The 19413-nt window shown below is 38.5% G+C and carries 26 protein-coding genes; 14 read left to right on the forward strand and 12 right to left on the reverse strand.

Annotation, left to right across the window (positions count from 1 at the left end; translation table 11 throughout):
- Nucleotides 1-6: 6 nt before the first annotated feature.
- Nucleotides 7-885, reverse strand: coding sequence for an amino acid ABC transporter substrate-binding protein (locus ABJD71_RS12260; protein WP_348169544.1), 879 nt, complete (start codon nucleotides 883-885; stop codon nucleotides 7-9).
- Between the two features lie 82 nt (nucleotides 886-967).
- Nucleotides 968-1642, reverse strand: coding sequence for a 7-carboxy-7-deazaguanine synthase QueE (gene queE, locus ABJD71_RS12265; protein ID WP_348169547.1), 675 nt, complete (start codon nucleotides 1640-1642; stop codon nucleotides 968-970).
- A gap of 97 nt (nucleotides 1643-1739) precedes the next feature.
- On the opposite strand from queE, the gene queC reads away from it, so the two are divergent.
- Genes queC through ABJD71_RS12280 form a run of 3 tightly spaced genes read left to right on the forward strand, consistent with a single transcriptional unit; the run spans nucleotide 1740 to nucleotide 3126 of the window.
- Entirely contained in the window at nucleotides 1740-2402 is a 663-nt protein-coding gene (gene queC, locus ABJD71_RS12270) for a 7-cyano-7-deazaguanine synthase QueC (RefSeq protein ID WP_348169549.1), read from the forward strand.
- A gap of 14 nt (nucleotides 2403-2416) precedes the next feature.
- Nucleotides 2417-2779: a hypothetical protein gene (locus ABJD71_RS12275; protein WP_348169552.1), complete on the forward strand. Its 363-nt coding sequence runs from the start codon at nucleotides 2417-2419 to the stop codon at nucleotides 2777-2779.
- Nucleotides 2776-3126 carry a HopJ type III effector protein gene (locus tag ABJD71_RS12280; protein ID WP_348169555.1) on the forward strand — a complete coding sequence of 117 codons (351 nt, stop codon included), beginning with the start codon at nucleotides 2776-2778 and terminating at the stop codon, nucleotides 3124-3126. The genes ABJD71_RS12275 and ABJD71_RS12280 overlap by 4 nt, the downstream gene beginning before the upstream one ends.
- Before the next feature lie 166 nt (nucleotides 3127-3292).
- Here ABJD71_RS12280 and ABJD71_RS12285 read toward each other — a convergent pair whose 3' ends face one another.
- The 4 genes from ABJD71_RS12285 to lspA all read right to left on the reverse strand — a co-directional run bounded on the left by ABJD71_RS12285 (nucleotide 3293) and on the right by lspA (nucleotide 4865).
- Nucleotides 3293-3616, reverse strand: a complete 324-nt coding sequence (locus tag ABJD71_RS12285; RefSeq protein WP_348169558.1) for a hypothetical protein — start codon at nucleotides 3614-3616, stop codon at nucleotides 3293-3295.
- Between the two features lie 108 nt (nucleotides 3617-3724).
- The gene (locus ABJD71_RS12290) at nucleotides 3725-4114 is read right to left on the reverse strand and encodes a hypothetical protein (protein ID WP_348169561.1); all 390 of its coding nucleotides are present in this window, start codon (nucleotides 4112-4114) and stop codon (nucleotides 3725-3727) included.
- Between the two features lie 71 nt (nucleotides 4115-4185).
- Nucleotides 4186-4362, reverse strand: coding sequence for a hypothetical protein (locus ABJD71_RS12295; protein ID WP_348169564.1), 177 nt, complete (start codon nucleotides 4360-4362; stop codon nucleotides 4186-4188).
- Between the two features lie 2 nt (nucleotides 4363-4364).
- Nucleotides 4365-4865 (reverse strand): signal peptidase II, encoded by a 501-nt coding sequence (gene lspA / locus ABJD71_RS12300; RefSeq protein WP_348169567.1) that lies wholly within the window; start codon nucleotides 4863-4865, stop codon nucleotides 4365-4367.
- Between the two features lie 218 nt (nucleotides 4866-5083).
- Here lspA and ABJD71_RS12305 point away from each other — a divergent pair, with 218 nt between their 5' ends.
- Entirely contained in the window at nucleotides 5084-5422 is a 339-nt protein-coding gene (locus ABJD71_RS12305; RefSeq protein WP_348169570.1) for a P-II family nitrogen regulator, read from the forward strand.
- Between the two features lie 119 nt (nucleotides 5423-5541).
- Here the strand turns inward: ABJD71_RS12305 and ABJD71_RS12310 are convergent, their stop codons facing one another.
- Nucleotides 5542-6261, reverse strand: coding sequence for a glycosyltransferase (locus tag ABJD71_RS12310; protein ID WP_348169573.1), 720 nt, complete (start codon nucleotides 6259-6261; stop codon nucleotides 5542-5544).
- Between the two features lie 171 nt (nucleotides 6262-6432).
- Here ABJD71_RS12310 and ABJD71_RS12315 point away from each other — a divergent pair, with 171 nt between their 5' ends.
- The 4 genes from ABJD71_RS12315 (at nucleotide 6433) to ABJD71_RS12330 (ending at nucleotide 7971) form a co-directional block, all read left to right on the forward strand.
- Nucleotides 6433-6591 (forward strand): DUF3012 domain-containing protein, encoded by a 159-nt coding sequence (locus ABJD71_RS12315; RefSeq protein WP_348169576.1) that lies wholly within the window; start codon nucleotides 6433-6435, stop codon nucleotides 6589-6591.
- A gap of 84 nt (nucleotides 6592-6675) precedes the next feature.
- A complete protein-coding gene (locus ABJD71_RS12320) occupies nucleotides 6676-7182 on the forward strand; it encodes an NAD(P)H-dependent oxidoreductase (RefSeq protein ID WP_348169579.1) in 507 nt (168 codons plus the stop codon).
- Between the two features lie 48 nt (nucleotides 7183-7230).
- Entirely contained in the window at nucleotides 7231-7449 is a 219-nt protein-coding gene (locus ABJD71_RS12325) for a DUF6500 family protein (protein ID WP_348169582.1), read from the forward strand.
- 33 nt (nucleotides 7450-7482) lie between these two features.
- On the forward strand, nucleotides 7483-7971 hold the full coding sequence (locus tag ABJD71_RS12330) for a GNAT family N-acetyltransferase (protein ID WP_348169585.1): 489 nt from the start codon (nucleotides 7483-7485) through the stop codon (nucleotides 7969-7971).
- A gap of 124 nt (nucleotides 7972-8095) precedes the next feature.
- Here the strand turns inward: ABJD71_RS12330 and ABJD71_RS12335 are convergent, their stop codons facing one another.
- From ABJD71_RS12335 to ABJD71_RS12350, 4 genes are all read right to left on the reverse strand, one after another.
- On the reverse strand, nucleotides 8096-9532 hold the full coding sequence (locus ABJD71_RS12335; RefSeq protein ID WP_348169588.1) for a hypothetical protein: 1437 nt from the start codon (nucleotides 9530-9532) through the stop codon (nucleotides 8096-8098).
- Nucleotides 9529-10431: an ABC transporter ATP-binding protein gene (locus tag ABJD71_RS12340; protein ID WP_348169591.1), complete on the reverse strand. Its 903-nt coding sequence runs from the start codon at nucleotides 10429-10431 to the stop codon at nucleotides 9529-9531. The genes ABJD71_RS12335 and ABJD71_RS12340 overlap by 4 nt, the downstream gene beginning before the upstream one ends.
- Nucleotides 10428-10823, reverse strand: coding sequence for a GntR family transcriptional regulator (locus ABJD71_RS12345; RefSeq protein WP_348169594.1), 396 nt, complete (start codon nucleotides 10821-10823; stop codon nucleotides 10428-10430). The genes ABJD71_RS12340 and ABJD71_RS12345 overlap by 4 nt, the downstream gene beginning before the upstream one ends.
- Before the next feature lie 366 nt (nucleotides 10824-11189).
- Nucleotides 11190-12107: a LysR family transcriptional regulator gene (locus ABJD71_RS12350; RefSeq protein WP_348169597.1), complete on the reverse strand. Its 918-nt coding sequence runs from the start codon at nucleotides 12105-12107 to the stop codon at nucleotides 11190-11192.
- A gap of 110 nt (nucleotides 12108-12217) precedes the next feature.
- Between ABJD71_RS12350 and ABJD71_RS12355 the strand changes: the two genes are divergently transcribed.
- From ABJD71_RS12355 to ABJD71_RS12370, 4 genes are all read left to right on the forward strand, one after another.
- Nucleotides 12218-13438, forward strand: a complete 1221-nt coding sequence (locus tag ABJD71_RS12355; protein ID WP_348169600.1) for an acyl-CoA dehydrogenase family protein — start codon at nucleotides 12218-12220, stop codon at nucleotides 13436-13438.
- An 80-nt stretch (nucleotides 13439-13518) separates the two neighbouring features.
- The gene (locus tag ABJD71_RS12360) at nucleotides 13519-14268 is read left to right on the forward strand and encodes an SDR family oxidoreductase (protein WP_348169603.1); all 750 of its coding nucleotides are present in this window, start codon (nucleotides 13519-13521) and stop codon (nucleotides 14266-14268) included.
- Nucleotides 14269-14719: 451 nt separating this feature from the next.
- Nucleotides 14720-14908 (forward strand): SDR family NAD(P)-dependent oxidoreductase, encoded by a 189-nt coding sequence (locus ABJD71_RS12365; RefSeq protein ID WP_348169606.1) that lies wholly within the window; start codon nucleotides 14720-14722, stop codon nucleotides 14906-14908.
- A gap of 29 nt (nucleotides 14909-14937) precedes the next feature.
- The gene (locus ABJD71_RS12370) at nucleotides 14938-15303 is read left to right on the forward strand and encodes a hypothetical protein (RefSeq protein WP_348169609.1); all 366 of its coding nucleotides are present in this window, start codon (nucleotides 14938-14940) and stop codon (nucleotides 15301-15303) included.
- Between the two features lie 104 nt (nucleotides 15304-15407).
- Here the strand turns inward: ABJD71_RS12370 and ABJD71_RS12375 are convergent, their stop codons facing one another.
- On the reverse strand, nucleotides 15408-15788 hold the full coding sequence (locus tag ABJD71_RS12375) for a VOC family protein (RefSeq protein WP_348169612.1): 381 nt from the start codon (nucleotides 15786-15788) through the stop codon (nucleotides 15408-15410).
- Nucleotides 15789-16325: 537 nt separating this feature from the next.
- On the opposite strand from ABJD71_RS12375, the gene ABJD71_RS12380 reads away from it, so the two are divergent.
- Nucleotides 16326-18617 carry a DUF1566 domain-containing protein gene (locus ABJD71_RS12380; protein ID WP_348169615.1) on the forward strand — a complete coding sequence of 764 codons (2292 nt, stop codon included), beginning with the start codon at nucleotides 16326-16328 and terminating at the stop codon, nucleotides 18615-18617.
- Nucleotides 18618-18875: 258 nt separating this feature from the next.
- On the forward strand, nucleotides 18876-19355 hold the full coding sequence (locus tag ABJD71_RS12385; protein ID WP_348170483.1) for a nucleoside deaminase: 480 nt from the start codon (nucleotides 18876-18878) through the stop codon (nucleotides 19353-19355).
- Nucleotides 19356-19413: the final 58 nt, after the last annotated feature.

The raw sequence follows: 19413 nt of genomic DNA on the forward strand, positions 1-19413 counted from the left end.
ACCCATTCATTGAAGTGTCTGTTGAAACCATAACTCTTTTCGTTGCAACGGTGTTTTCTCTGGCAAGAAGGTATTATCTAATTGGTAAAATGTTCTCTCTTCTAGTTGTGCTCTTTTTATATATTCTTGATAAGTCTTCTTGAATAAAGCCTCAAATGTTCCATTTTCGATGGCTTTTTCTAAGCCTACTTCTATTAGGTGCGCCAAGGGCTGATTATTCTTATTTAAAAAAAAGTAAACAGCGCCAGGATAATAAACCCCAAGAGATGGTTGAACAGACAACCCTTTTGTATTCTCGAGGGTTTCTAGTTCATGCCAAATCTCAGCCATAGAGCGGGGATAAAAATCACCTTGGGCTGTCGCTAACAAATTTAGAAGATTGTCTTGACCTAAATTAACGATAACGTCAAAACCATTCGCTCTTAATATTTTTGTATCTGGCCAATCTCGACCTTGAATGGGAGATAACTTAACGAGGTGCTCTAAACTTTGAATGTATTTAAAACGTTCAGACATATCATCACGTATCAGTAACAAGCGCCAACCTATTAACCCTTTGAATAAAGGGATTCGAATAGGGAGCAAATCATCTTCTCTTTCTTGATTAGTCATTGCCCAAACAAGATTAACTTCTCTATTGTCTTCTAGGCGGTTCAACGCTTTTACTTTCGTTAACAAATTACTTGAAGGAAGTAATTCATAGTTCACCCCCGTTTGCTCCAAAGCTAGAGTCAATAACTCAATAGGATATATCGTCATGATATCCGACTCTAAGGCTGGCTTTGGGTAAGTGATTTGCCAAGAAGCAGAAAACACTGCATTACAAACTAAAGCGGATAGACAGGTTAAGAATTTCATTGCTTTTAGGTTTACTAAACTCGCCATAATTGCCCCTTTAAATACACATTCATATAGATTGCCTTTGATTTAATGCCCTTAGATTGCAACATACTCTCATGACAGAACACTATTCAATGCCAATAAATTTATGGGTTTGTAACGACAAACGCCAATTTCGGGCAATGCAGGTTTCAATAGCCAGCTCTGTGGCTCTTTTTTGCTGACTTATGGGTTGTAGGTAAATTTGTGGCATAGACCCACCTTCTAATAATGTTAATACTTGATCCAACTCGTCAATATGTTTTTGCATGGCAATTGGGTGCTTAATTTCATTGGCTCTTAACATGGCACTTTTTAACACGTGTTTACCACCAGGCATATTCACTTTAGGTGACACAGTTACCCATGTATCTTCATGACAATATATTTCATAAGTACCGCTTGTTTCTATTTGTACCGAATACCCTAACCCAATTAAATAACTCGTCAACTCCGTTAAATTGTAAATACACGGCTCACCACCTGTAATCACTACATGCTTTGCCACATACCCATATTTTGAAAACAAAGTTAACAATTGCTCACTACTTGTTTCGAACCACTTATCAGATTCACCAGATTCGGCCATAACAGTATCTCTATTGACATGTAAATCAGGATTAACTTCCCAAGTATGTTTAGTATCACACCATGGGCATCCTACGGGGCAACCCTGCAAACGCACAAAAATAGACGGCAAACCTGTGTAACTACCTTCACCCTGCAAAGATTCAAATACTTCATTAATTTTGTACAAATTCACACACTTTCCTTTTGATTGAACGGTCTCATGTTCTGGGAATTCAACGCTAAATCACTTAAAATCAAACCTATTGATAGATTATAAAGAAGCTAAGCCCATGTCACAAAAGGTAGTCGTTATTTTTTCTGGGGGTATGGACTCTTTTACTGTCCTGAACCTAGCGGTTAAACAAGGTTTTCAAGTTTTTGCCTTATCATTTGACTACGGTCAAAAACACAAAAAAGAATTAAAGTATGCTGCTAAAGCATGCGCTGGATTAGGTGTACATCATAAAGTAGTCGATATATCGGCTATTAATCAGTTAATTGGTGGCTCATCACTAACATCTGACAGTATTGATGTAGCAGAAGGCCATTATGAAGAAGACAGTATGAAAACAACAGTGGTGCCAAACCGTAACATGATTTTGTTATCTATGGCTGTGGGTTATGCGGTTTCGATTAACGCAAATAAAGTATTCTATGGAGCTCATTCTGGTGACCATGCCATCTACCCTGATTGTAGACCTGAATTTGTCCATAAAATGAATGACGTATGCGCCATTGCAAACTACGAAGCAGTTGAAATTGTCACACCTTACCTAGACGTCAGCAAAACTGCTATTTTAACGGCTGGGTTAGAAATGAACTTAGACTACAACCTAACATGGACATGCTATAACGGCCGTGAAAAAGCTTGTGGAAAGTGCGGCGCTTGCCAAGAAAGATTAGAAGCTTTCACTGAAAATGGTGTAACTGATCCTTTAGCATACGAAAGCTAAGGATTAAAAATTAAATGTCAGAAGAAACCAATACTAAAGTCGAAGTATTTTTCCGCATGCTGGAATTAGACAAATTTCAAGGGGTAACCTTAAGCCGAGAAATTAATGGGGCAAGTTATGCCCCAATACCTAATACCAAGAATTGTATTGGCTCAGTATTAATCACCAAATCATTAGAGAATTTAGACGATCTCAATATCTTCTTCGTACGCCAACAAATCACTATAGACCAATGTGATATTCTGATTAAAGTGGACTGCTCTTTGGATTGCTCGCCTATTCAAATACCTCATTTTGTCAACAAGCTGCTCAAACATATTGATTGCACAATCACTATAAAAATGTGTAAAATTAAACCCAAAAAGGAAATTAAATGACCAAAGAAAACTTATTAAACCAGGTAAAAACCTCTCCAGATACGATTGAATTTAAGCAAGTAATGGGTGTTATAACTGACTACTACGAATATACACCAAGCCAGTTTACCAACAATGATATTACTAACTTAGCAGGTACTAATGAGGGTTCTTGTAAAATATTTTATTTTGCCAAAATACAGAACTTAACAGTATCTGAAACGTTAGCATTATTTGGTAGCTACTATCGTGATGATGTACTTAAAAACCCAGATGGTGGTGATCATGGCAACATAAGAAACTTTATGAAAACAGGGTGGGAGAAAGTAAAGTTTAATAGCGTTCCTTTAGTAGAAAACAAACCTTAAAAAACGATTATTCTGATACTTAGAATATGAATTTGTTCAGGATAAATTAATCAGCTCTATCAAGTTATTTTAGTGATTCCTAACTTCGCCACCCGAGCTTAAATCACCTCTTAACCTTAAACACACGAACCTAATATGTAAGGTTTGAGTCAAAAGCTATTGGTGGCTAACACGTTGCGTCGACAATAGATTTCAGCAATGCTCTAACCGATTTAGGCATGTGCTCGCCATCAGCCAAGGCTTGCTCTGCAGCGGCTGATAAACGATAACCACTTGATTGTGCCTGATGCAGCAAGGCCACCTGTAAGATGTCACTTTGGTATGGAGCAACTAGGTTAGCAATATCGTTCCATTCAAACTCATCGCAAGCAATAACAACAAGACCATTTGTGTTTATTACAGACTTAGGGCCTTGTGGAGCTGGCGTACTGAAAGCAGATTGTAAACCAAACAGAATTAAACCTGTTGCAGCCATGATGTAACGATTCATATTTACCTTCGATTCAATTAAATACTAAACCTATCCACTCTGTTTGTATGATGAGCATGGTGTGCATACCAACAGTCACGGAAACTTCAGTACTCTTTCAGCTAGTATCTAGTTCAGTACGTCAAAAAGTATTCCATAGACTTTATTTTCGTATGCACTAATCTGTTCAAACTTCATAATATAAATATCAGATAAAACCTCAATAAGTGCCTGAAGCTCGCTTTCTGAACAAGATAAAAGCTCGGTTGCCCTATTTGCTAACTCATCATTGTATTGATTGTTGCTAGCGATAATGAGCCTTGCTTTATTGACATAGGTGTTATCATTTAATAAACACCCTATTAGGCCAACGGATTCGTGATCTTCTGTTGTACACATTTTCAAAACACTGTGATCATCTGTAGTTAATTTGAGATCATTTAAAAACAATGTTTGAAGCTCATTTTTTCGTTCAAATTCGCTATTTGGATGTAAAATAAAATCACTGTTTAAATGCATTCTCTGTACCTACCTCTAACCGCATTAAATGCTACTCTCAATACCTGATATCATTAATTAAGATACTCATTTCACTCTTTCATCCATTTTTGAATCAAAGCTGCTATGCGTTTAGAGTCATTTTCAGCGTAGGCCAACAACAACCTAGTCATGCCCTTTTTAGCTTTCACCTTAGGTTGTTGTCTGGCGTAAAGCTTGCTCAAAGGCGATTGATAAACGCCCTTTTTGACACTTTTTTTAACAGACAAAATTATGGACCTTCAGGAGGGGTGTCCTGCTTTTCTTTAGCAAACAATAATAAAAAAACACCTAGCATGATTGCCATATCAGCAACATTAAATATCCCCGTTCTTAGCGACCCTACTCCTATATTTAAGAAGTCTATCACCGCACCATTATTCAAAGCGCGATCATAAAAGTTACTGATGCCACCAGAAAAAATAAGAGATAAAGCGCTCAAACCAAACGTTGTTTGTGTGGTTGTTCGTATTATGTAAACCATTAAAACGAATAAAATAACACCTACCGCACATACAAATATCCAAAACCTGACATTATCAGGTAAGTCACTGCCTAGCCCTAAAAATGCTCCCGTATTCTCGACGTAGCCAATACGTAAGGTGTCCGCAAGATAACTGGTCATCTCGTACTTAGGTAAGTTTTTAGCAGCAAACAATTTAGTGCCTTGATCAATGCCAACACTGACAAAGGTAATGGCAATTAACAGAATCAGACGTTTTATCATACTCATAGTGGATTACTTTTCTTTGGGAAGATTTAAGGATTAATGAACAATTATTTCATGTTACTCACGGTGTGGTCTATCAAGTAATGCATTTAATTGTGAAAAGGTTTTGTTATGGATTTGTAAATAGTATGCTATATATTAATTCTAGAGGGTCAATAGAGATAGCAAACAACAATCACAAGTTGTTGTATTATCAGAAAATAATGAGAAGTAGAGTATCTATGAAAAAGATTGAAGCGATAATCAAGCCATTTAAGCTAGACGAAGTAAGGGAAGCGTTGTTAGAAGCAGGAATGGTAGGCCTCACGGTTACCGAAGTAAAAGGATATGGAAGACAAAAGGGACATATAGATACCTATCGAGGCGCAGAATATAAAGTCGACTTCATCCCCAAAGTAAAACTTGAAATTATTACTACTGATAAAGAGGTCGACCGCTGTATTGAAGTGATCATCGAAAAAGCTCAAAGTGGTAAAATTGGAGATGGGAAAATATTTATATACGACATGGAACGAGCAATACGGATTCGAACGGGTGAAGAAGATGAAGATGCCGTATAACCTTCCCCTTCACTTAGTAAAATGAATTAGCTACAGAGACTTATAGTACTTTTATCTCAACACATACATGTACCCACATTATACTATTTGCCTCTGCTGACTAGCCTTAGAATTCAAATCTACTTTTGTTTTTTGTTTATCTTATATTCAGTATTAAGCTCTAAGCCTTTTTCATACATACTGTTCATTTTCTTATCTGAACGGTTAAAGTAATAAAGCCATTTAAGATATTGATTTTTAATAGCTTGTGAATATAGCCCACCAGTTTCAAAGCGAATTGCAGATGTTTCACTGATATAAGGTAAACGTATACCCTTGGCTTTTTTGTTCAAGCGTAAACACAGTTCTGTATCTTCAAAAATATCAATAGCGGGTAATAAGCCAACCTCAAGTAAAATTTGCTTTTTAGCAAATATACAGTGGTCTAAGTAATATATGCCTCGCTTGTCGCCCCGTATATGGTTTGAGTACCAAGAGGTAAAACCAAGTAGTGGGTGTGAATTATCAAACCTATGGGTAAAGGCTCCCCAACTTAAGTCTTTATTAGCTTTAGATAATGCATTGATACCCGCTATTTCTATTAGGCTTCTTGGATGGTTTAGCAGTACCATTTCATACTTAGCTTCTTGAATACCTGCATTTAATCGAGCAGCGCGCGATGCTAAACGGGTTTCGATTAAACGTACCCCCGCCTCTTTTATTAGTTCAAGAGTACTATCAAGACTGCCCCCATCAACGCAAATAACCTCTATTTTTTCAGTTGGCTTATAGGCTTCTAATAACTTTTTCAGATAGCCAGATTTAGATTCATTTAAGGTTGGAATAATAATAGTTAACAAGAAACACTCTTCACATATCGCATATTAAAAGGCTACATTTCCCAATTGTTAATCAGAAAAAACCAAAAACTAATTCACTGGTTAGACATTTTTGAATACTAACACCTTAAAGCAATTGATGATAAATTTACGTATGAAAGACAGCTTTATACAACTCAAGGATAAAACGTTATGAAAAAAATACTAGCACTGTTTATTGTTAGCCTAACTTTAACTGCTTGCGCCCCTGAAATTGGAAGCGAAGAATGGTGTGCGGATATGAAACAAAAGCCGAAAGGTGAATGGACGGCAGCAGAAGCTAAAGACTTCGCAACACACTGTATTTTTTAATGACTCGCATAGCTAAGTAATAGTTTAAACACCTACTAAGTAAGCAGGTGTTTAGACAAATAATAAAACCAAAGACGAATGATTATGACCATAGCTATACTTTTTAGCTCATCTAGAGCGGCAGGTGACACCTTTCAAATAGTTAAATATTTATCTGATAACAGCGCATTTCAAATGTTTAACCTATCAGAGCATAATATTTCTTTTTACGACTATGAACATCAAAATAACGCCGATGACTTTTTACCTTTAATGGCCAAGCTTGTTCAGTTTGAGCATATTATTTTTGCGACTCCCATGTATTGGTATTCGATGTGCGCTCAAATGAAAGTGTTTATAGACAGGTTATCGGATTTACTCACCATCGATAAACCTTTAGGCCGCCAACTTAGAGGTAAGCAGTGCTCTTTGATATCTTCAGGTTACGATAGCAATGCGCCAGATTGTCTTTGGCAACCATTTGAATTAACAGCTAAATATTTAGGCATGCACTACAAAGAAATGCTTTATTTAAGTTGCCCTAGTGATTTCAAATTAGCAGATCATAACGTCACCCTTGATAACTTTATTGATAACGTTTTAACGTGTTAGTTAGAGCCTGTATCTCTGCCACCTTCACCCAAAAGGCAAAACAAAACTATGCGTGAGCAATTAAGAACTAAAATAATAGACGTTTGTGATAAGAAAATAGCCGCCAAAGGCAACAATGTAGGCTTATCTTTCTACGCCTTTTTCGCTAATAAAAACAACGATCCTGAGCAACTTATGGAAGCAGCGACGTGGTGGATACAGACCCACAAATTAGATCATTTTGAAAAAGCGCAAAAAATCAAAGAGCTTATTTTAAACAACCAATAAACAAACCTTTTATCAGCCCAAAGCAACAAGCAAATGAAAACTATCATCAGACGCGCCGAAATAACTGACCATAATGACTTAGTTGAGATATACCGCTACCCAGCTGTTACCCAACACACCTCACAACTTTTATACCTAGACTCTGAAACTATCAAAAGTTTTTTTAAACCTGATAATCACTTTATTTTAGTGGCTGAAGCAGAGGGCAAAGCGCTAGGTCATGTGACATTAATTTTAAGTACCAAGCAAAGAGAAAAACACTCAGCTAGCCTAGCCATTGCTGTACCCCCTGACTTTCACGGTAAAGGTATCGGCAAAAAGTTAATCGAAGCCGCCATTAATCAAGCAGACAACTGGTTAAACTTATTACGCATCGAACTTGAGGTATACACAGATAATCAAACGGCTTGTAAGTTATATAAAAAATTAGGTTTTGAAATAGAAGGCGAGAAACGCAGTGCCTCCTTCAAGAATGGGAAATATGTCAACTTATTACTCATGTCGCGGCTTAAACCTTTATAACCAAGCCTGACGGGGTGATTAGCAATCGCCTTTGTTTGCCTAATTGCCAAACCACACCCTCAAACTTAAAAGCTTTTTATTTACACCGTTAAATTGAAAGATGACTCAATCAATTGAATTGGGTTTATGTTACTAACTCTTTGTCATAATTACACCAATATTTAATACTGAGAAAACAAAGTACAAGAGCCAAACCTATCGCTAAAAACAATCCCCAATAAAATTTTTGATGAAAACTAAAAAATACGACTGACAACCAGCCCACAAAATTGATGCCTGTAAATAAAACCGTAGGATATCGCAACCACCCTGTGTTTTTTACTTTTAGCGTTACAAATAACACATAAGTCATTTGTAACAATAAACTAAGAGATATCCCTAAAAAAGCTACAATGCCGACCACCATAAAACCTTTCACACCAGAGATTATTGTTGCTAATAGCAAAAACACAACACAAGACAAAAAGCTTACCCGGGCAATTCGCTCTACAAATAACACCGCGAGTTTCAACATATAGCGTGTACGGCTTTTACTGGTATCAAAAAGCCATAATTCAAAAATCATTTTACGATTAGTTATCCACTCAAGACTAATTACACTACAAATAACCACCAAATAAAACAGCATAAAAATACAAAGCGGTATGAGTGCCGCTTCTTGATTAATACTTGTCATAAAGAGCATAGGTAGTAGTAAAATAAGAAGTAAGAAGCCGAAGATGAACTTCAAAAGTCCACCATGCGTTTTAGCGCCGAATAGCCCCAGATAAACCAAGTCTTGATGCCGGCCAAGGTTCAGACCAAATAAAATACGACTTTCCAGTCTGCCCCAAGATGTTGACGACCATTTAGCATTTAATAAAAGCAAAAGCTTACTAGAATGTGCTGTTTCTCCATACTTCTTCCATGTAATTGGAGCTAAATCTGAGTTATATTCTTGTGGCTGCAAATAGTGTTTTCTTGCTACCAAAAAACTTTTATAGGAAACAACTAAACACACACACGAAGTAAATGTACCGACAATAGGTATGGATAATATGGACCAAGCACTCATGTATACCTTTGGTAAAAAAGTAAACATATTTTCAATTTCACCAGAAATCATCCAGAAAATATTGATTAGGACATAAGCCCCCAAAATCATAAAGTACGCTAACTTCCAGATTTCTTTTTTCACAAAAAAGAACATCAAAGATATAAAAAGCCAAAATAAACTTAAACAAACAAAAAATTCATACCAAGAATCAGCGAATACTCCGCAACTCATAACGCTACTAATGAACACTAAACTGGTTGAATAATTGAATTGATACGCCTTGTAGTTAGGCGCAAGCACCCCTAAGTTATGTGCATGAGATAAATCAAGATCACAGAGTATTCTGTAGGTACATAGCAAAGTCAGTCCCCAAAAGTACCAAGCTTGGGTATCCCAACCCACTAATGTCCCCCCCCATGTCATTAAAGCGACAAATAGCACACTAAATATCGGCGCTGGTAGCCATAATGTCCCAGCGCCATTAGCTCCATAGTCTCTTTTTATAATAGCTAAATACGGATTCATTCATTTAACTCCAAAAAGATATCTTCAAGACCCAGAGATTCAACAGTGACTTTAGCTTTGAGCTCTTTTTCCCATATATCCAAACTTTTAACATCAAATCCTTTAACGGTTAAACGGCCAAACTGGCCTTCAAATTTATGATTCAATACATAGGGGTCCAAACTGACATCAGGCAAGTTAGACTCACTTTCTAAACGCAATCGCACTACTTGCTCTTTTAGTTCATCTATTGCGCCCTGATAAACTACTTTTCCTGATTTAAGCATGGCCACATCAGCCGCAGCTCTTTCGATATCAGAGGTAATGTGTGTTGAAAAAATAATACTAGTTTGTTCATCAAGGTTAATATCGATTAACTCTTTTATAAAAGCTCGGCGTGCGCCAGGATCGAGACTCGCAACTGGTTCATCTAGAACAAGTAGTTCAGGTGAATGCCCAAGAGCTTGTATGATTGACGCTTGTTGACGTTGGCCAATAGACATCTTATCAATACGTTGCGTTGTATCAAGGCTCAGTTTATTCGCTAACTTTTGTGCCTTGTTGGCATCCCAGTTTTCGTAGAATGCTCCTGTGTATGTAAACAACTCCTGTACCGTCATCCAATGAAAACAGTCTAAAGTCTGTGCCACATACCCCAAACGTTGCTTGTTATGGGCTGACATATGCCAAGCATCTTCATCAAAAACTGCGGCTTTCCCCTGATCGGCTTTTAATAAACCTAACGCAGTTCTCAATAACGTTGTTTTGCCTGCGCCATTTTCACCTAACAGTCCCATAACAGCGCCTTTCTTTAGGGTTAGATTGACTCCTCGTAATACGGGGGATCCATCAAAGCTCTTAAACACATCACTGAGGGACAAAGCACTGCTTTCTAGATTAGTTGCTGTAGAAATGTTCATTTGAATTCCTTATCTAACTTGTTGGTTAACCATTCAATAGTTTGCTGTTTATCTAAATCTAGTTCTTTGCATTGCTGAATTAAGGTATCTGCCAATGGCGTTAATTTTTGCAATCGTTCGCTAACGCTCTCTTTATAAACTAACTCGGCTATCATCATGCCCTTACCTCTCATTCTTACTACCTCACCATGAGATTCTAAAAAACCATAAGCTTTAGATATCGTCATAGGGTTTACTTCAAGCTCGACGGCCAATTGACGAACGGAAGGAAGATAATCCCCCCCATTGAGTTGGCCACTAGCAATCATTCGTTTTATTTGTTCAATCAACTGTCGATAAATCGGTTCGCCTGAGCTGGGCGATAATTGCAAGATTAACGATGAATGTTGCAAATTCTGCTCCCTTTAGTATTAGTGTATTATTTATATAATACACTAATACTATTTGCAATAAATTTAAAATAAAAGAGGTCGCAGTTAAATTAAGTGACTTACAGAAAAGCTCTATCACTTGATAGAGCTTTTCTGTATCTATGGCGGATAAAACTGAAAGTGTAGTGGACAGTGATGTTCGATAAAGAAGCACTACTGCAGTTAGATGTTGAATTCAGGAGCATCTTTTTAAATGCTACAATGGCCAAGACATGCTCTGTTCATGCAGAGAACGTCATACCATCGCCCAAAGTCAACAGTTTGAGGTTACCTAAAACTATTCTAGAAAGTACAAAAGTGATTAATGGCTAATATAACTGATAATCTTTAGGTGAGTGAAATAAGTATTTGCCTAAGCCAACTTAAGGCTTCATCTTGCTCGGTATTTTGATGCCAATAAAGGTGGGTTTCAATATTACTTAGCGCTATTGGCATAGTTAATAAGATTAAATCATGAGTTTGATTTGCCCCGCCTAATAACTCTCTCCCCAGCTGGGTTGGTAATGTTAACAAAAAGTCAGACTCTGCAACCATAGCCTTAGCTGCATAGTAATTTTGACAACGTATACTGATATGTCGAGACAATCCCTGCTGTTGAAACAATAAGTCCTCTACCGCTGCCCCACTTGGGCGATTTGAGACCCCCACATGCTTTGAATCTAAATAGGTAGTTTGACTTAAGCTTTCTTGCAGTTGATGGCCTTGGCGCATCAAGACACTAAAAGAGTCATCAATGACTTTAGTGTGAAATACAGGAGGTTTAATGGGCAATGCTACATCAAAGGCCATATCTATGTGGCCCGCTCCTAATTCACGGGTCAGGTTCTCTCTATTTACCTTTATGCTTGCAAATGTAGTGTTAGGTGCTAATTCTGCTAAACGCTTTACTAATTTCGGTAAAATAGACGGCTCTAATGCATAGTGAATTCCCAACTTAAAATGATGTCGACTACTTTTAGGCTGAAAATCCCCCCAATGCTGTAAAATTTGCCGTAGCCTGCTCAAGGTATCAATAATCTGTGGCGCCATACGCTGACATGCGGGTGTGGGCAACATCCTATTATTACTGCGTTGAAATAAAGGATCTCCTAAACACTCTCTTAACCGCTTTAATGCATGGCTAACGGCTGAAGGGGTAATGTGTAACACTTCAGCGCTTCGGGACATATTTTGTTCTTGGTAGATACTTTCAAATATCTTTAATAGGTTAAGATCTAACTGCTGGATCTTATTATAATCAGCCACACTCACCACCAATGAATTAAATTCACAGTAACCATATAGTATTTTTCATTTCATTCAATCGAATAGAAGCACTATTCTCCACTCAATTATTAATACGCCAGAGTGCCAGAATGAATTTTTCTCATAGTGAAAAAACACAAGACTACATCAATAGAGTGCGAGCTTTTATGCAAGAGCACGTTTACCCCGTTGAAGAACAAATTTACTCAGAAACTCACAGACTCAACCCTGGCGGTGACTGGAAAAACTGGCAAGTTCACCCGCTTATCGAGCCATTAAAGAAAAAAGCGCAAGCTGCGGGACTTTGGAACTTGTTCTTACCGGATGCAGAGTTAGGTCAAGGCTTAACCACTTTAGAGTATGCTCCTTTGGCTGAAGAAATGGGCCGTGTGTTATTTGCCTCAGAAATATTTAACTGCAGCGCTCCCGATACAGGAAATATGGAGGTGCTTTATCATTTTGGAAATAAAGCTCAACAAGATAAATGGCTCAAGCCGCTACTTGCCGGAGAGATACGCTCAGTATTTGGTATGACGGAGCCTGATGTTGCCTCATCTGACGCAACCAATATACAAGCAACAGTTGAGGTAGATGGCGATGAATTAGTCCTCAACGGTAAAAAATGGTGGACTACTGGGCTTGGTCACCCCAACGCTAAAGTCGCTATGTTTATGGCCCTATCTAACCCTGAAAATGACAAACACAATCAGCATAGCCAAGTTATCGTGCCTTTAGATACACCAGGTATTGAAATCAAGCGTATGTTACAAGCCTTTGGGGATTATGATGCACCTTTTGGGCATGGCGAAATGCATTTTAATAATGTACGAGTTCCTAAAGAAAACCTCTTAGTGGGCATGGGGAAAGGATTTGCTATTGCTCAAGGCCGCCTTGGGCCAGGCAGAATTCATCACTGTATGCGTTCAATTGGTGGCGCTGAAAAGGCATTAGAATTAGCCATGCAACGAGGTATGTCGCGTACTGCATTTGGTAAACCGTTAATGATGTTAGGGGGCAACCGAGAGCGGGTCGCCGAAGCTCGCATTGCTATCAATCAAGCTCGGTTATTAACCCTTGAAGCCGCATGGAAAATAGACAATCTAGGTGTGAAAAACGCCATGGTAGATATTTCTGCAATTAAGGTGGCGGTGCCTAAAATGCTTGAAGAGGTTATAGACATGGCCATACAAATTCATGGTGGTGCTGGCATGTGTAATGATTTCCCACTGGCGCGTTTTGCCGCAGGAGCAAGAGCATTGCGCTTAGCTGATGGGCCAGACGAAGTTCATAAAGGAATGGTTGCTCGGTTAGAACTTAAAAAATACCAATAAGTCACACCGCCCTTTAAAAGCGCTTCATGTAACATGAAGCGCACCATCACTTAATCACATTGATAAAAAGCGATTACACCATGACTAGGCAGAATATTTTAATCACGGGAGCCAGTTCAGGCTTAGGAAAAGGCATGGCGATTGTGTTCGCAAGAAAAGGACGAAACCTAGCCTTATGCGCACGTCGTCTTGAAAACTTAGAAAACCTAAAACAAGAACTTTTAAACATTAACCCCGATATTAACGTATTTATACGCCAACTTGACGTAGATAATCACGAGCAAGTATTTGAGGTGATCCACGGGTTTGCTGAAGATATGGGATCTATCGATAGAGTTATTATTAATGCAGGCATTGGAAAAGGAGCACCAGTAGGTACTGGGTGTTTTTATGCCAATAAACAAACCGCAGAAACCAATTTTGTATCCGCGTTGGCCCAGTGTGAGGCTGCGATGGAAGTGCTTCGTAAACAAAATGCTGGGCACCTAGTGACTATCTCATCTATGAGTGCAATTCGTGGGGCTCGACGCGCCATTACCGTTTATGCCGCCACAAAAGCGGGGTTAAGTGCCTTAACAGAAGGGATCCGCATAGATGTATTAAATACTCCTATCAAAGTAACCACTATTCACCCCGGGTTTATTCGCACTGAAATTAACGAGAAAGTTAAAAAAGTCCCATTTATCGTCGACTTAGAGACAGGTTGCCAAGCAATGGTAAAAGACATTGAAAAAGAGGTCGCTAATAGTTTTGTACCCACATGGCCGTGGGCACTCTTTAGATATTTAGCAAAAATTGCCCCTCTAAGTATGCTGGCTAAAATGAGTTAATTACACATACTGGCCCACAGAACAACATGAAAGGTTAAATCGTGAGTATATGTTTATTAGTTGAGTATCAGAATTAACGGGAGCCAGAAGAAAAGCCATTCGCCATTATGAATCTATTGGGTTAATCAACCCGCCTAAACGAAGTGGCAGTTATCGAATCTATGATGAACATGATGTTACAGTCATTGCGATGATCCGCAAAGCACAAACCTTAGGGTTTAGCTGAGTTAAACTAAGTGGTGTCCCCCAAAATAGCAGATGAGCCCGGACCCTTTGCCCCTATTAACTCACGAATCGATAGGAAAGTATCTTTCTGAAATACCCAAGCTATGGAGTTAATAGAGCAAGCTAAGTAACTCAAAAAGTTCAAAATAGAATTACTCAAAAGTGCCTTGACTCTGCCCTTACGGGCAAGGTTTACAGTACGCTCTTTCATTATGAGAGAGTTACAATGAACATTAAAAATAGAACAATATTGATAACAGGTGCTTCTTCAGATATCGGTAAAGAGTGTGCCACACAACTTGCAAGTAAAGGGGCAAACTTAATCATTACTGCACGTTCTAAGCACGAGCTTAACGCACTGTCGCAACAGTTAACCACACGTCATAATAATATTTGGGTAAAATTCATGACCTAACCAAGTTGCATTACCTGTTTTTACCCACAATGAAACAAACCCATAGCGGTGGCATCATCAATGTAGCCTCGACGCCTTTACCTTACCAAGCGGTATATGGTGCTTCTAAGGCTTTAACGGGTGAGTTACTAGGGTCGCAGGTAAAAGTGATGCCGTTATACCCAGGTTTCACTGAATCAAATTCTATGTCTAAAGCCAAAGCTGACACCTCGACCATGAAGTTTTCCCCTGCGAGTAAAGTAGTCGAAGATGGATTAACAGCCTTTGCCAAAGGGAAAACATATAAAGTGTCTGGGTTAGCTAGTTACCTCAACTCTTTAGTACCTCGATTATTTTCTCGTAAACAGACTTTACACAATGTCGCTAATATGTTCAAAGACCGGATATTAAGTTAAATGCCCTACTGTTAATTTGCACTAAACATCGTGTTCATTTTTTATAACGAAAAGGGCCTTCATTGGCCCTTTCTTTAACTTACTTTTGTTGTGTTCAAAGTTGACTAATTCACTTTTTTCATCACACAAATTTTATTACCTGCTGGGTCTCTTAGGTAAGCTAAATACAATTTTAAATCGCCTCCTTCTCTAACACCCGGAGGATCTTCACAGGCCGTGCCACCGTTTGCTAGACCCGCTTGGTGCCATGCCAACCCCTGTTCTTCATTTTCAATTGCAAACCCTAGGGTACTGCCATTACCGTGACAAGCTGGCTCACCATTAATGGGTACGCTTAACCCAAACACTCCAGTTTTAGTAAAATAAAAACAACGACCCTTAGGATCTATTGTTCCCTCTTCGTAACCTAATGTACCCAGAATTGCGTCGTAAAATTTTTTAGACTCTTGAATATCATTAGCACCTAACATGACATGGCTAAACATATAACTCTCCTTAAACCAATAACGACTAAAGTAAAATGTAACTAGAGTGTACCTAGAAATTATCCATAGTAGAATTTTTCACAGTGATGATCATATGTAAGTTTCAAAAAGTCTTTTAGTGTTCTGACAAATTAGAAGACCATACTATGACTCGGTTCTTCACTCTGCTTACAGAAACGTATAGTGCATTATCAGCTCTAACGATAAGCTCGTTTTTTTGTAGAAGCACTATCTTCCAGTTCAGCTATACCAACACTACAAGTAGTTTTATTTTCCAAACTTTGAAATTTTTTGAATATCACATACTAAAAGGAAACCTATGAAATGTCGCTTCTCATACAATTGTTTAATTATTCCTTATAGGCATTCAGCCAAACAATAAAATAAATCACTCCATTAAATGAGAGACATTAATGATTTATGTCACCACAGAGCTTGTTAAATAAAGAATTAATAAGCTCCGTAAATATACACAATTAACATTTTCATGGTCTTTATTTTATGTAAAGCCGTCGTAAAAATAATGAGGAAAGACAAATGGACCTAAGCGGTAAGGTTTCGAGGTTTCTAGGTGTAGGCGTCAAGGTTGTAGCTCTGATTTTGATACTAAGTAGCTGTGGCGGTGACTCTGGTGATTCGGGAGGAACAGCGACAGGAGGCTCTACTCAAACGCCTACAACATACACAATTATATCATCTGTGGCTGGAGAGGGGACTATTAACCCGTCTGCTCAGACTGTGGATGCTCAAACTGCATTCTCTTTCACTGTAACACCAGATGAGGGTTACACTATTGACATGATAGATGGGTGTGAAGGCTCATTGGTTGACAACACTTACACTACTAGCGCGATTACAGCAAATTGCACTATCACTGTTAATTTCAAGGCTACTAATTACGAAATTTCAACTTCTTCGTCAACGGGTGGATTGATAACTCCTTCAATAAAAACCCTTAAATCAGGTGAAACAGCATATTTCACATTAACTTCTGATGCAGGTTATGCCATTGATTCTGTATTAGGTTGTACTGGCACATTAGAAGGAAACATTTTTGAAATTGATCAATCTAATAGTGAAGATTGTTCAGTTGATGCGACTTTTACACCTAACGAGCAGGAGCCCACCTCAGACAAGATCGGTGCGCAAAGAACACTGGTTGCACTAATTAACTTTCCTGATAATAAAGATGAGACCATGTCTTTAGAGGATATGAAAAACTTAATTCGCGACAATGACGATTCTTTAAACCAATTCTTGATCAAAAACTCGAACGGAAAAACTTGGATTGAAACTGAATTTGTAGATTGGACTACGTTAGAGCGAAACTCTTCAAGCTACTTCAGCGCAGAGTTTGGTTATTATAAAGACGATTTCCATAATGATTCTATTAGCAAACTGAGCCAAATAACGGATCTGACTAATATTGATAGAATTATGCTTATAGTAAAAGATGGCTACCTTGGAAATCCTGGTTGTTATGCATATAAAACCCCTATTACATTGGGTAACAATGATGAATTTACAGGGTATCTAACTGTAACTGGTGGTTATGACATGAGTTGTAATAGAGCTGGCCGCATAGCTCACGAATTTGGACATACCTTTGGATTTGACCATTCAAGCTCTCATTGGTGTGATGGTGTGAGCCCAGTCAGTTTTCTCGACACGGACTATTTGGGAAAATGTAGTTTCTTCGACTCTTATTCAAATTTTTACGACACTATGGGGGGGGATACCTACAACCCAATGATTGCTAATGTTTGGAGAGACAAGGCTGGGTGGTTTGAGGATTCACAAGTTGTGACTGTAGAAGAATCTGGTATCTATACTATTGAACAGTCCTCGTCGTCTTCATCAGGGGTTAAATTAATTAAAATTCCAATTGGGACAGGGCTACATGAACAGCCGCTTTATTACTATTTGGAATTACGTAATAAATCTGGTGTGTTTGACAATGAAAAGCTAGATACATTTCTTCGTGATTATGAGTTTATAGTTAGATTCTCAGACTTTAATGGCACCGATGATCTAAGAGATTTGTATCAATATGCAACTTTATTCGACGTAGGATTAGATTATGTCGATGAGTATAGAGGGGTCTCTTTTTCTGTAGAGTCTTTGTATGGAAGCGGTAGCTCACTCGCTGCTGACATCAAGATAGATGTACCAAGATTTGCTGTTGCCCCCCAACGTGTTTACGAATTTTCTGACCCTGATGATTTAGAGAAAACGTTTTCTGTTAAAAACGTAAAAGCAGAACAAAGTGAAGTTACTTCAGTACAAGTGACTGGCAGAAATGCTGATGCATTTGAAGTAAAAACCGATGCATGCACTGCTGTCACGTTGGATGTTGGAGATGAATGTTCAATATCAATCGAGCGTGTCGGGTTGACTGGGGTGTATGCTTCTATAATTGTTGAAACTAATTTCGAGAAACAAGTTATTGATTTGTCTGGCCTTAATGTTGCCGTGGTTGAACCATATAACCCAGACGCATTAATAGAATGGGAAGACAACAAGTTATCTGAAGGGCCTGAGATTAATTGGTATAGCGCTGTAACATATTGCGAGGAATTAACGTTAAATGCAAACCAAGACTGGCGTTTACCCCGAATAGAAGAGCTTAGAGCTGCACTGCAGTTTGCTGAAGAACCGTTATTTATGCTCACTGTAGAAGAAAATGTTTCCATAACTCCACTATGGTCAATTACTGAGCCACCTGATAATCCATTAAATGCCTATAAAGTTTATGGTAATGGCACTGCCCATTGGAGTAATGGCTCAAAAGATAATAATGCCCGTGCGCTGTGCGTTAGGTCTTTATAATCGTGAATGAGCAAATGAAATATTAAAGCCCTATAGCCCACCCAAGACTTTATTTTTTATGTGTTAATTTTATTAAAAGCTGTCGTAAAGATAATAAGGAAAGACAAATGGGCCTAAGCGGTATGATTTCGTGACATCTAGATCTGAGCGTCAAGGTTATAGCTCTGATTTTTATTCTAAGCAGCTGTGGTGGAGGCTCTGGTAGTTCAGGGGATAATGCTGGTTCTAGTGACTCAGCGAGGAACCCAATAGTTGAAAATGTTAGCCCTACCGTTTCAGCAGATGATTAAGCACTTGCGAAGAGCAAATGAAGTGGCAAATACAGCAGTTAAAAATGGGCACCATCCTTTCGGAGCTGTACTGATTGATGCAGACAATAAAGCGGTTGTGCTTGAGCAAGGAAATGTAAGCTCTGTGGCTCATGCAGAATCGACCCTAGCACAACGTGCCGCCGAGAAATTTAGCCCTGAGCAATTATGGGGTATGGCCCTCTACTCTACAGCAGAGCCCTGTGTTATGTGCGCAGGCACACAGTATTGGGCGAATATAGGTAGGCTAGTTTATGGCATGTTGGAGCGACAACTTCTTGATTTTACAGGTAATCACGAGCAAAACCCGACACTTGATGTACCCAGCAGATATGTCTTTTCAAAAGGTCAAAAGGCAATCCGTGTTTGGGGCCCTATAGACCAAGTCGTACCTGAAATAGCCGCGCTTCATCAAGCATTCTGGAAATAGTAAATTTTGTTTTGAATTTGGCGCTAACAAACAAGTGACTCAATAATTAAGTAGCCAG

Source organism: Paraglaciecola sp. (genome assembly GCF_039943935.1).
Classification (GTDB): domain Bacteria; phylum Pseudomonadota; class Gammaproteobacteria; order Enterobacterales; family Alteromonadaceae; genus Paraglaciecola.

What these genes read in the sequence shown, in the direction of transcription:
- ABJD71_RS12330 (WP_348169585.1), top strand. Translation starts at nt 7,483, where the DNA reads ATGAAAACTATCATCAGACGCGCCGAAATAACTGACCATAATGACTTA.
- ABJD71_RS12305 (WP_348169570.1), top strand. Translation starts at nt 5,084, where the DNA reads ATGAAAAAGATTGAAGCGATAATCAAGCCATTTAAGCTAGACGAAGTA.
- lspA (WP_348169567.1), bottom strand. Translation starts at nt 4,865, where the DNA reads ATGAGTATGATAAAACGTCTGATTCTGTTAATTGCCATTACCTTTGTC.
- ABJD71_RS12280 (WP_348169555.1), top strand. Translation starts at nt 2,776, where the DNA reads ATGACCAAAGAAAACTTATTAAACCAGGTAAAAACCTCTCCAGATACG.
- ABJD71_RS12360 (WP_348169603.1), top strand. Translation starts at nt 13,519, where the DNA reads ATGACTAGGCAGAATATTTTAATCACGGGAGCCAGTTCAGGCTTAGGA.
- ABJD71_RS12320 (WP_348169579.1), top strand. Translation starts at nt 6,676, where the DNA reads ATGACCATAGCTATACTTTTTAGCTCATCTAGAGCGGCAGGTGACACC.
- ABJD71_RS12340 (WP_348169591.1), bottom strand. Translation starts at nt 10,431, where the DNA reads ATGAACATTTCTACAGCAACTAATCTAGAAAGCAGTGCTTTGTCCCTC.
- ABJD71_RS12290 (WP_348169561.1), bottom strand. Translation starts at nt 4,114, where the DNA reads ATGCATTTAAACAGTGATTTTATTTTACATCCAAATAGCGAATTTGAA.
- ABJD71_RS12260 (WP_348169544.1), bottom strand. Translation starts at nt 885, where the DNA reads ATGGCGAGTTTAGTAAACCTAAAAGCAATGAAATTCTTAACCTGTCTA.
- ABJD71_RS12285 (WP_348169558.1), bottom strand. Translation starts at nt 3,616, where the DNA reads ATGAATCGTTACATCATGGCTGCAACAGGTTTAATTCTGTTTGGTTTA.
- ABJD71_RS12380 (WP_348169615.1), top strand. Translation starts at nt 16,326, where the DNA reads ATGGACCTAAGCGGTAAGGTTTCGAGGTTTCTAGGTGTAGGCGTCAAG.
- ABJD71_RS12355 (WP_348169600.1), top strand. Translation starts at nt 12,218, where the DNA reads ATGAATTTTTCTCATAGTGAAAAAACACAAGACTACATCAATAGAGTG.
- ABJD71_RS12385 (WP_348170483.1), top strand. Translation starts at nt 18,876, where the DNA reads ATGTTAGCCCTACCGTTTCAGCAGATGATTAAGCACTTGCGAAGAGCA.
- ABJD71_RS12375 (WP_348169612.1), bottom strand. Translation starts at nt 15,788, where the DNA reads ATGTTTAGCCATGTCATGTTAGGTGCTAATGATATTCAAGAGTCTAAA.
- ABJD71_RS12325 (WP_348169582.1), top strand. Translation starts at nt 7,231, where the DNA reads ATGCGTGAGCAATTAAGAACTAAAATAATAGACGTTTGTGATAAGAAA.
- ABJD71_RS12335 (WP_348169588.1), bottom strand. Translation starts at nt 9,532, where the DNA reads ATGAATCCGTATTTAGCTATTATAAAAAGAGACTATGGAGCTAATGGC.
- queC (WP_348169549.1), top strand. Translation starts at nt 1,740, where the DNA reads ATGTCACAAAAGGTAGTCGTTATTTTTTCTGGGGGTATGGACTCTTTT.
- ABJD71_RS12315 (WP_348169576.1), top strand. Translation starts at nt 6,433, where the DNA reads ATGAAAAAAATACTAGCACTGTTTATTGTTAGCCTAACTTTAACTGCT.
- ABJD71_RS12365 (WP_348169606.1), top strand. Translation starts at nt 14,720, where the DNA reads ATGAACATTAAAAATAGAACAATATTGATAACAGGTGCTTCTTCAGAT.
- ABJD71_RS12275 (WP_348169552.1), top strand. Translation starts at nt 2,417, where the DNA reads ATGTCAGAAGAAACCAATACTAAAGTCGAAGTATTTTTCCGCATGCTG.
- ABJD71_RS12370 (WP_348169609.1), top strand. Translation starts at nt 14,938, where the DNA reads ATGAAACAAACCCATAGCGGTGGCATCATCAATGTAGCCTCGACGCCT.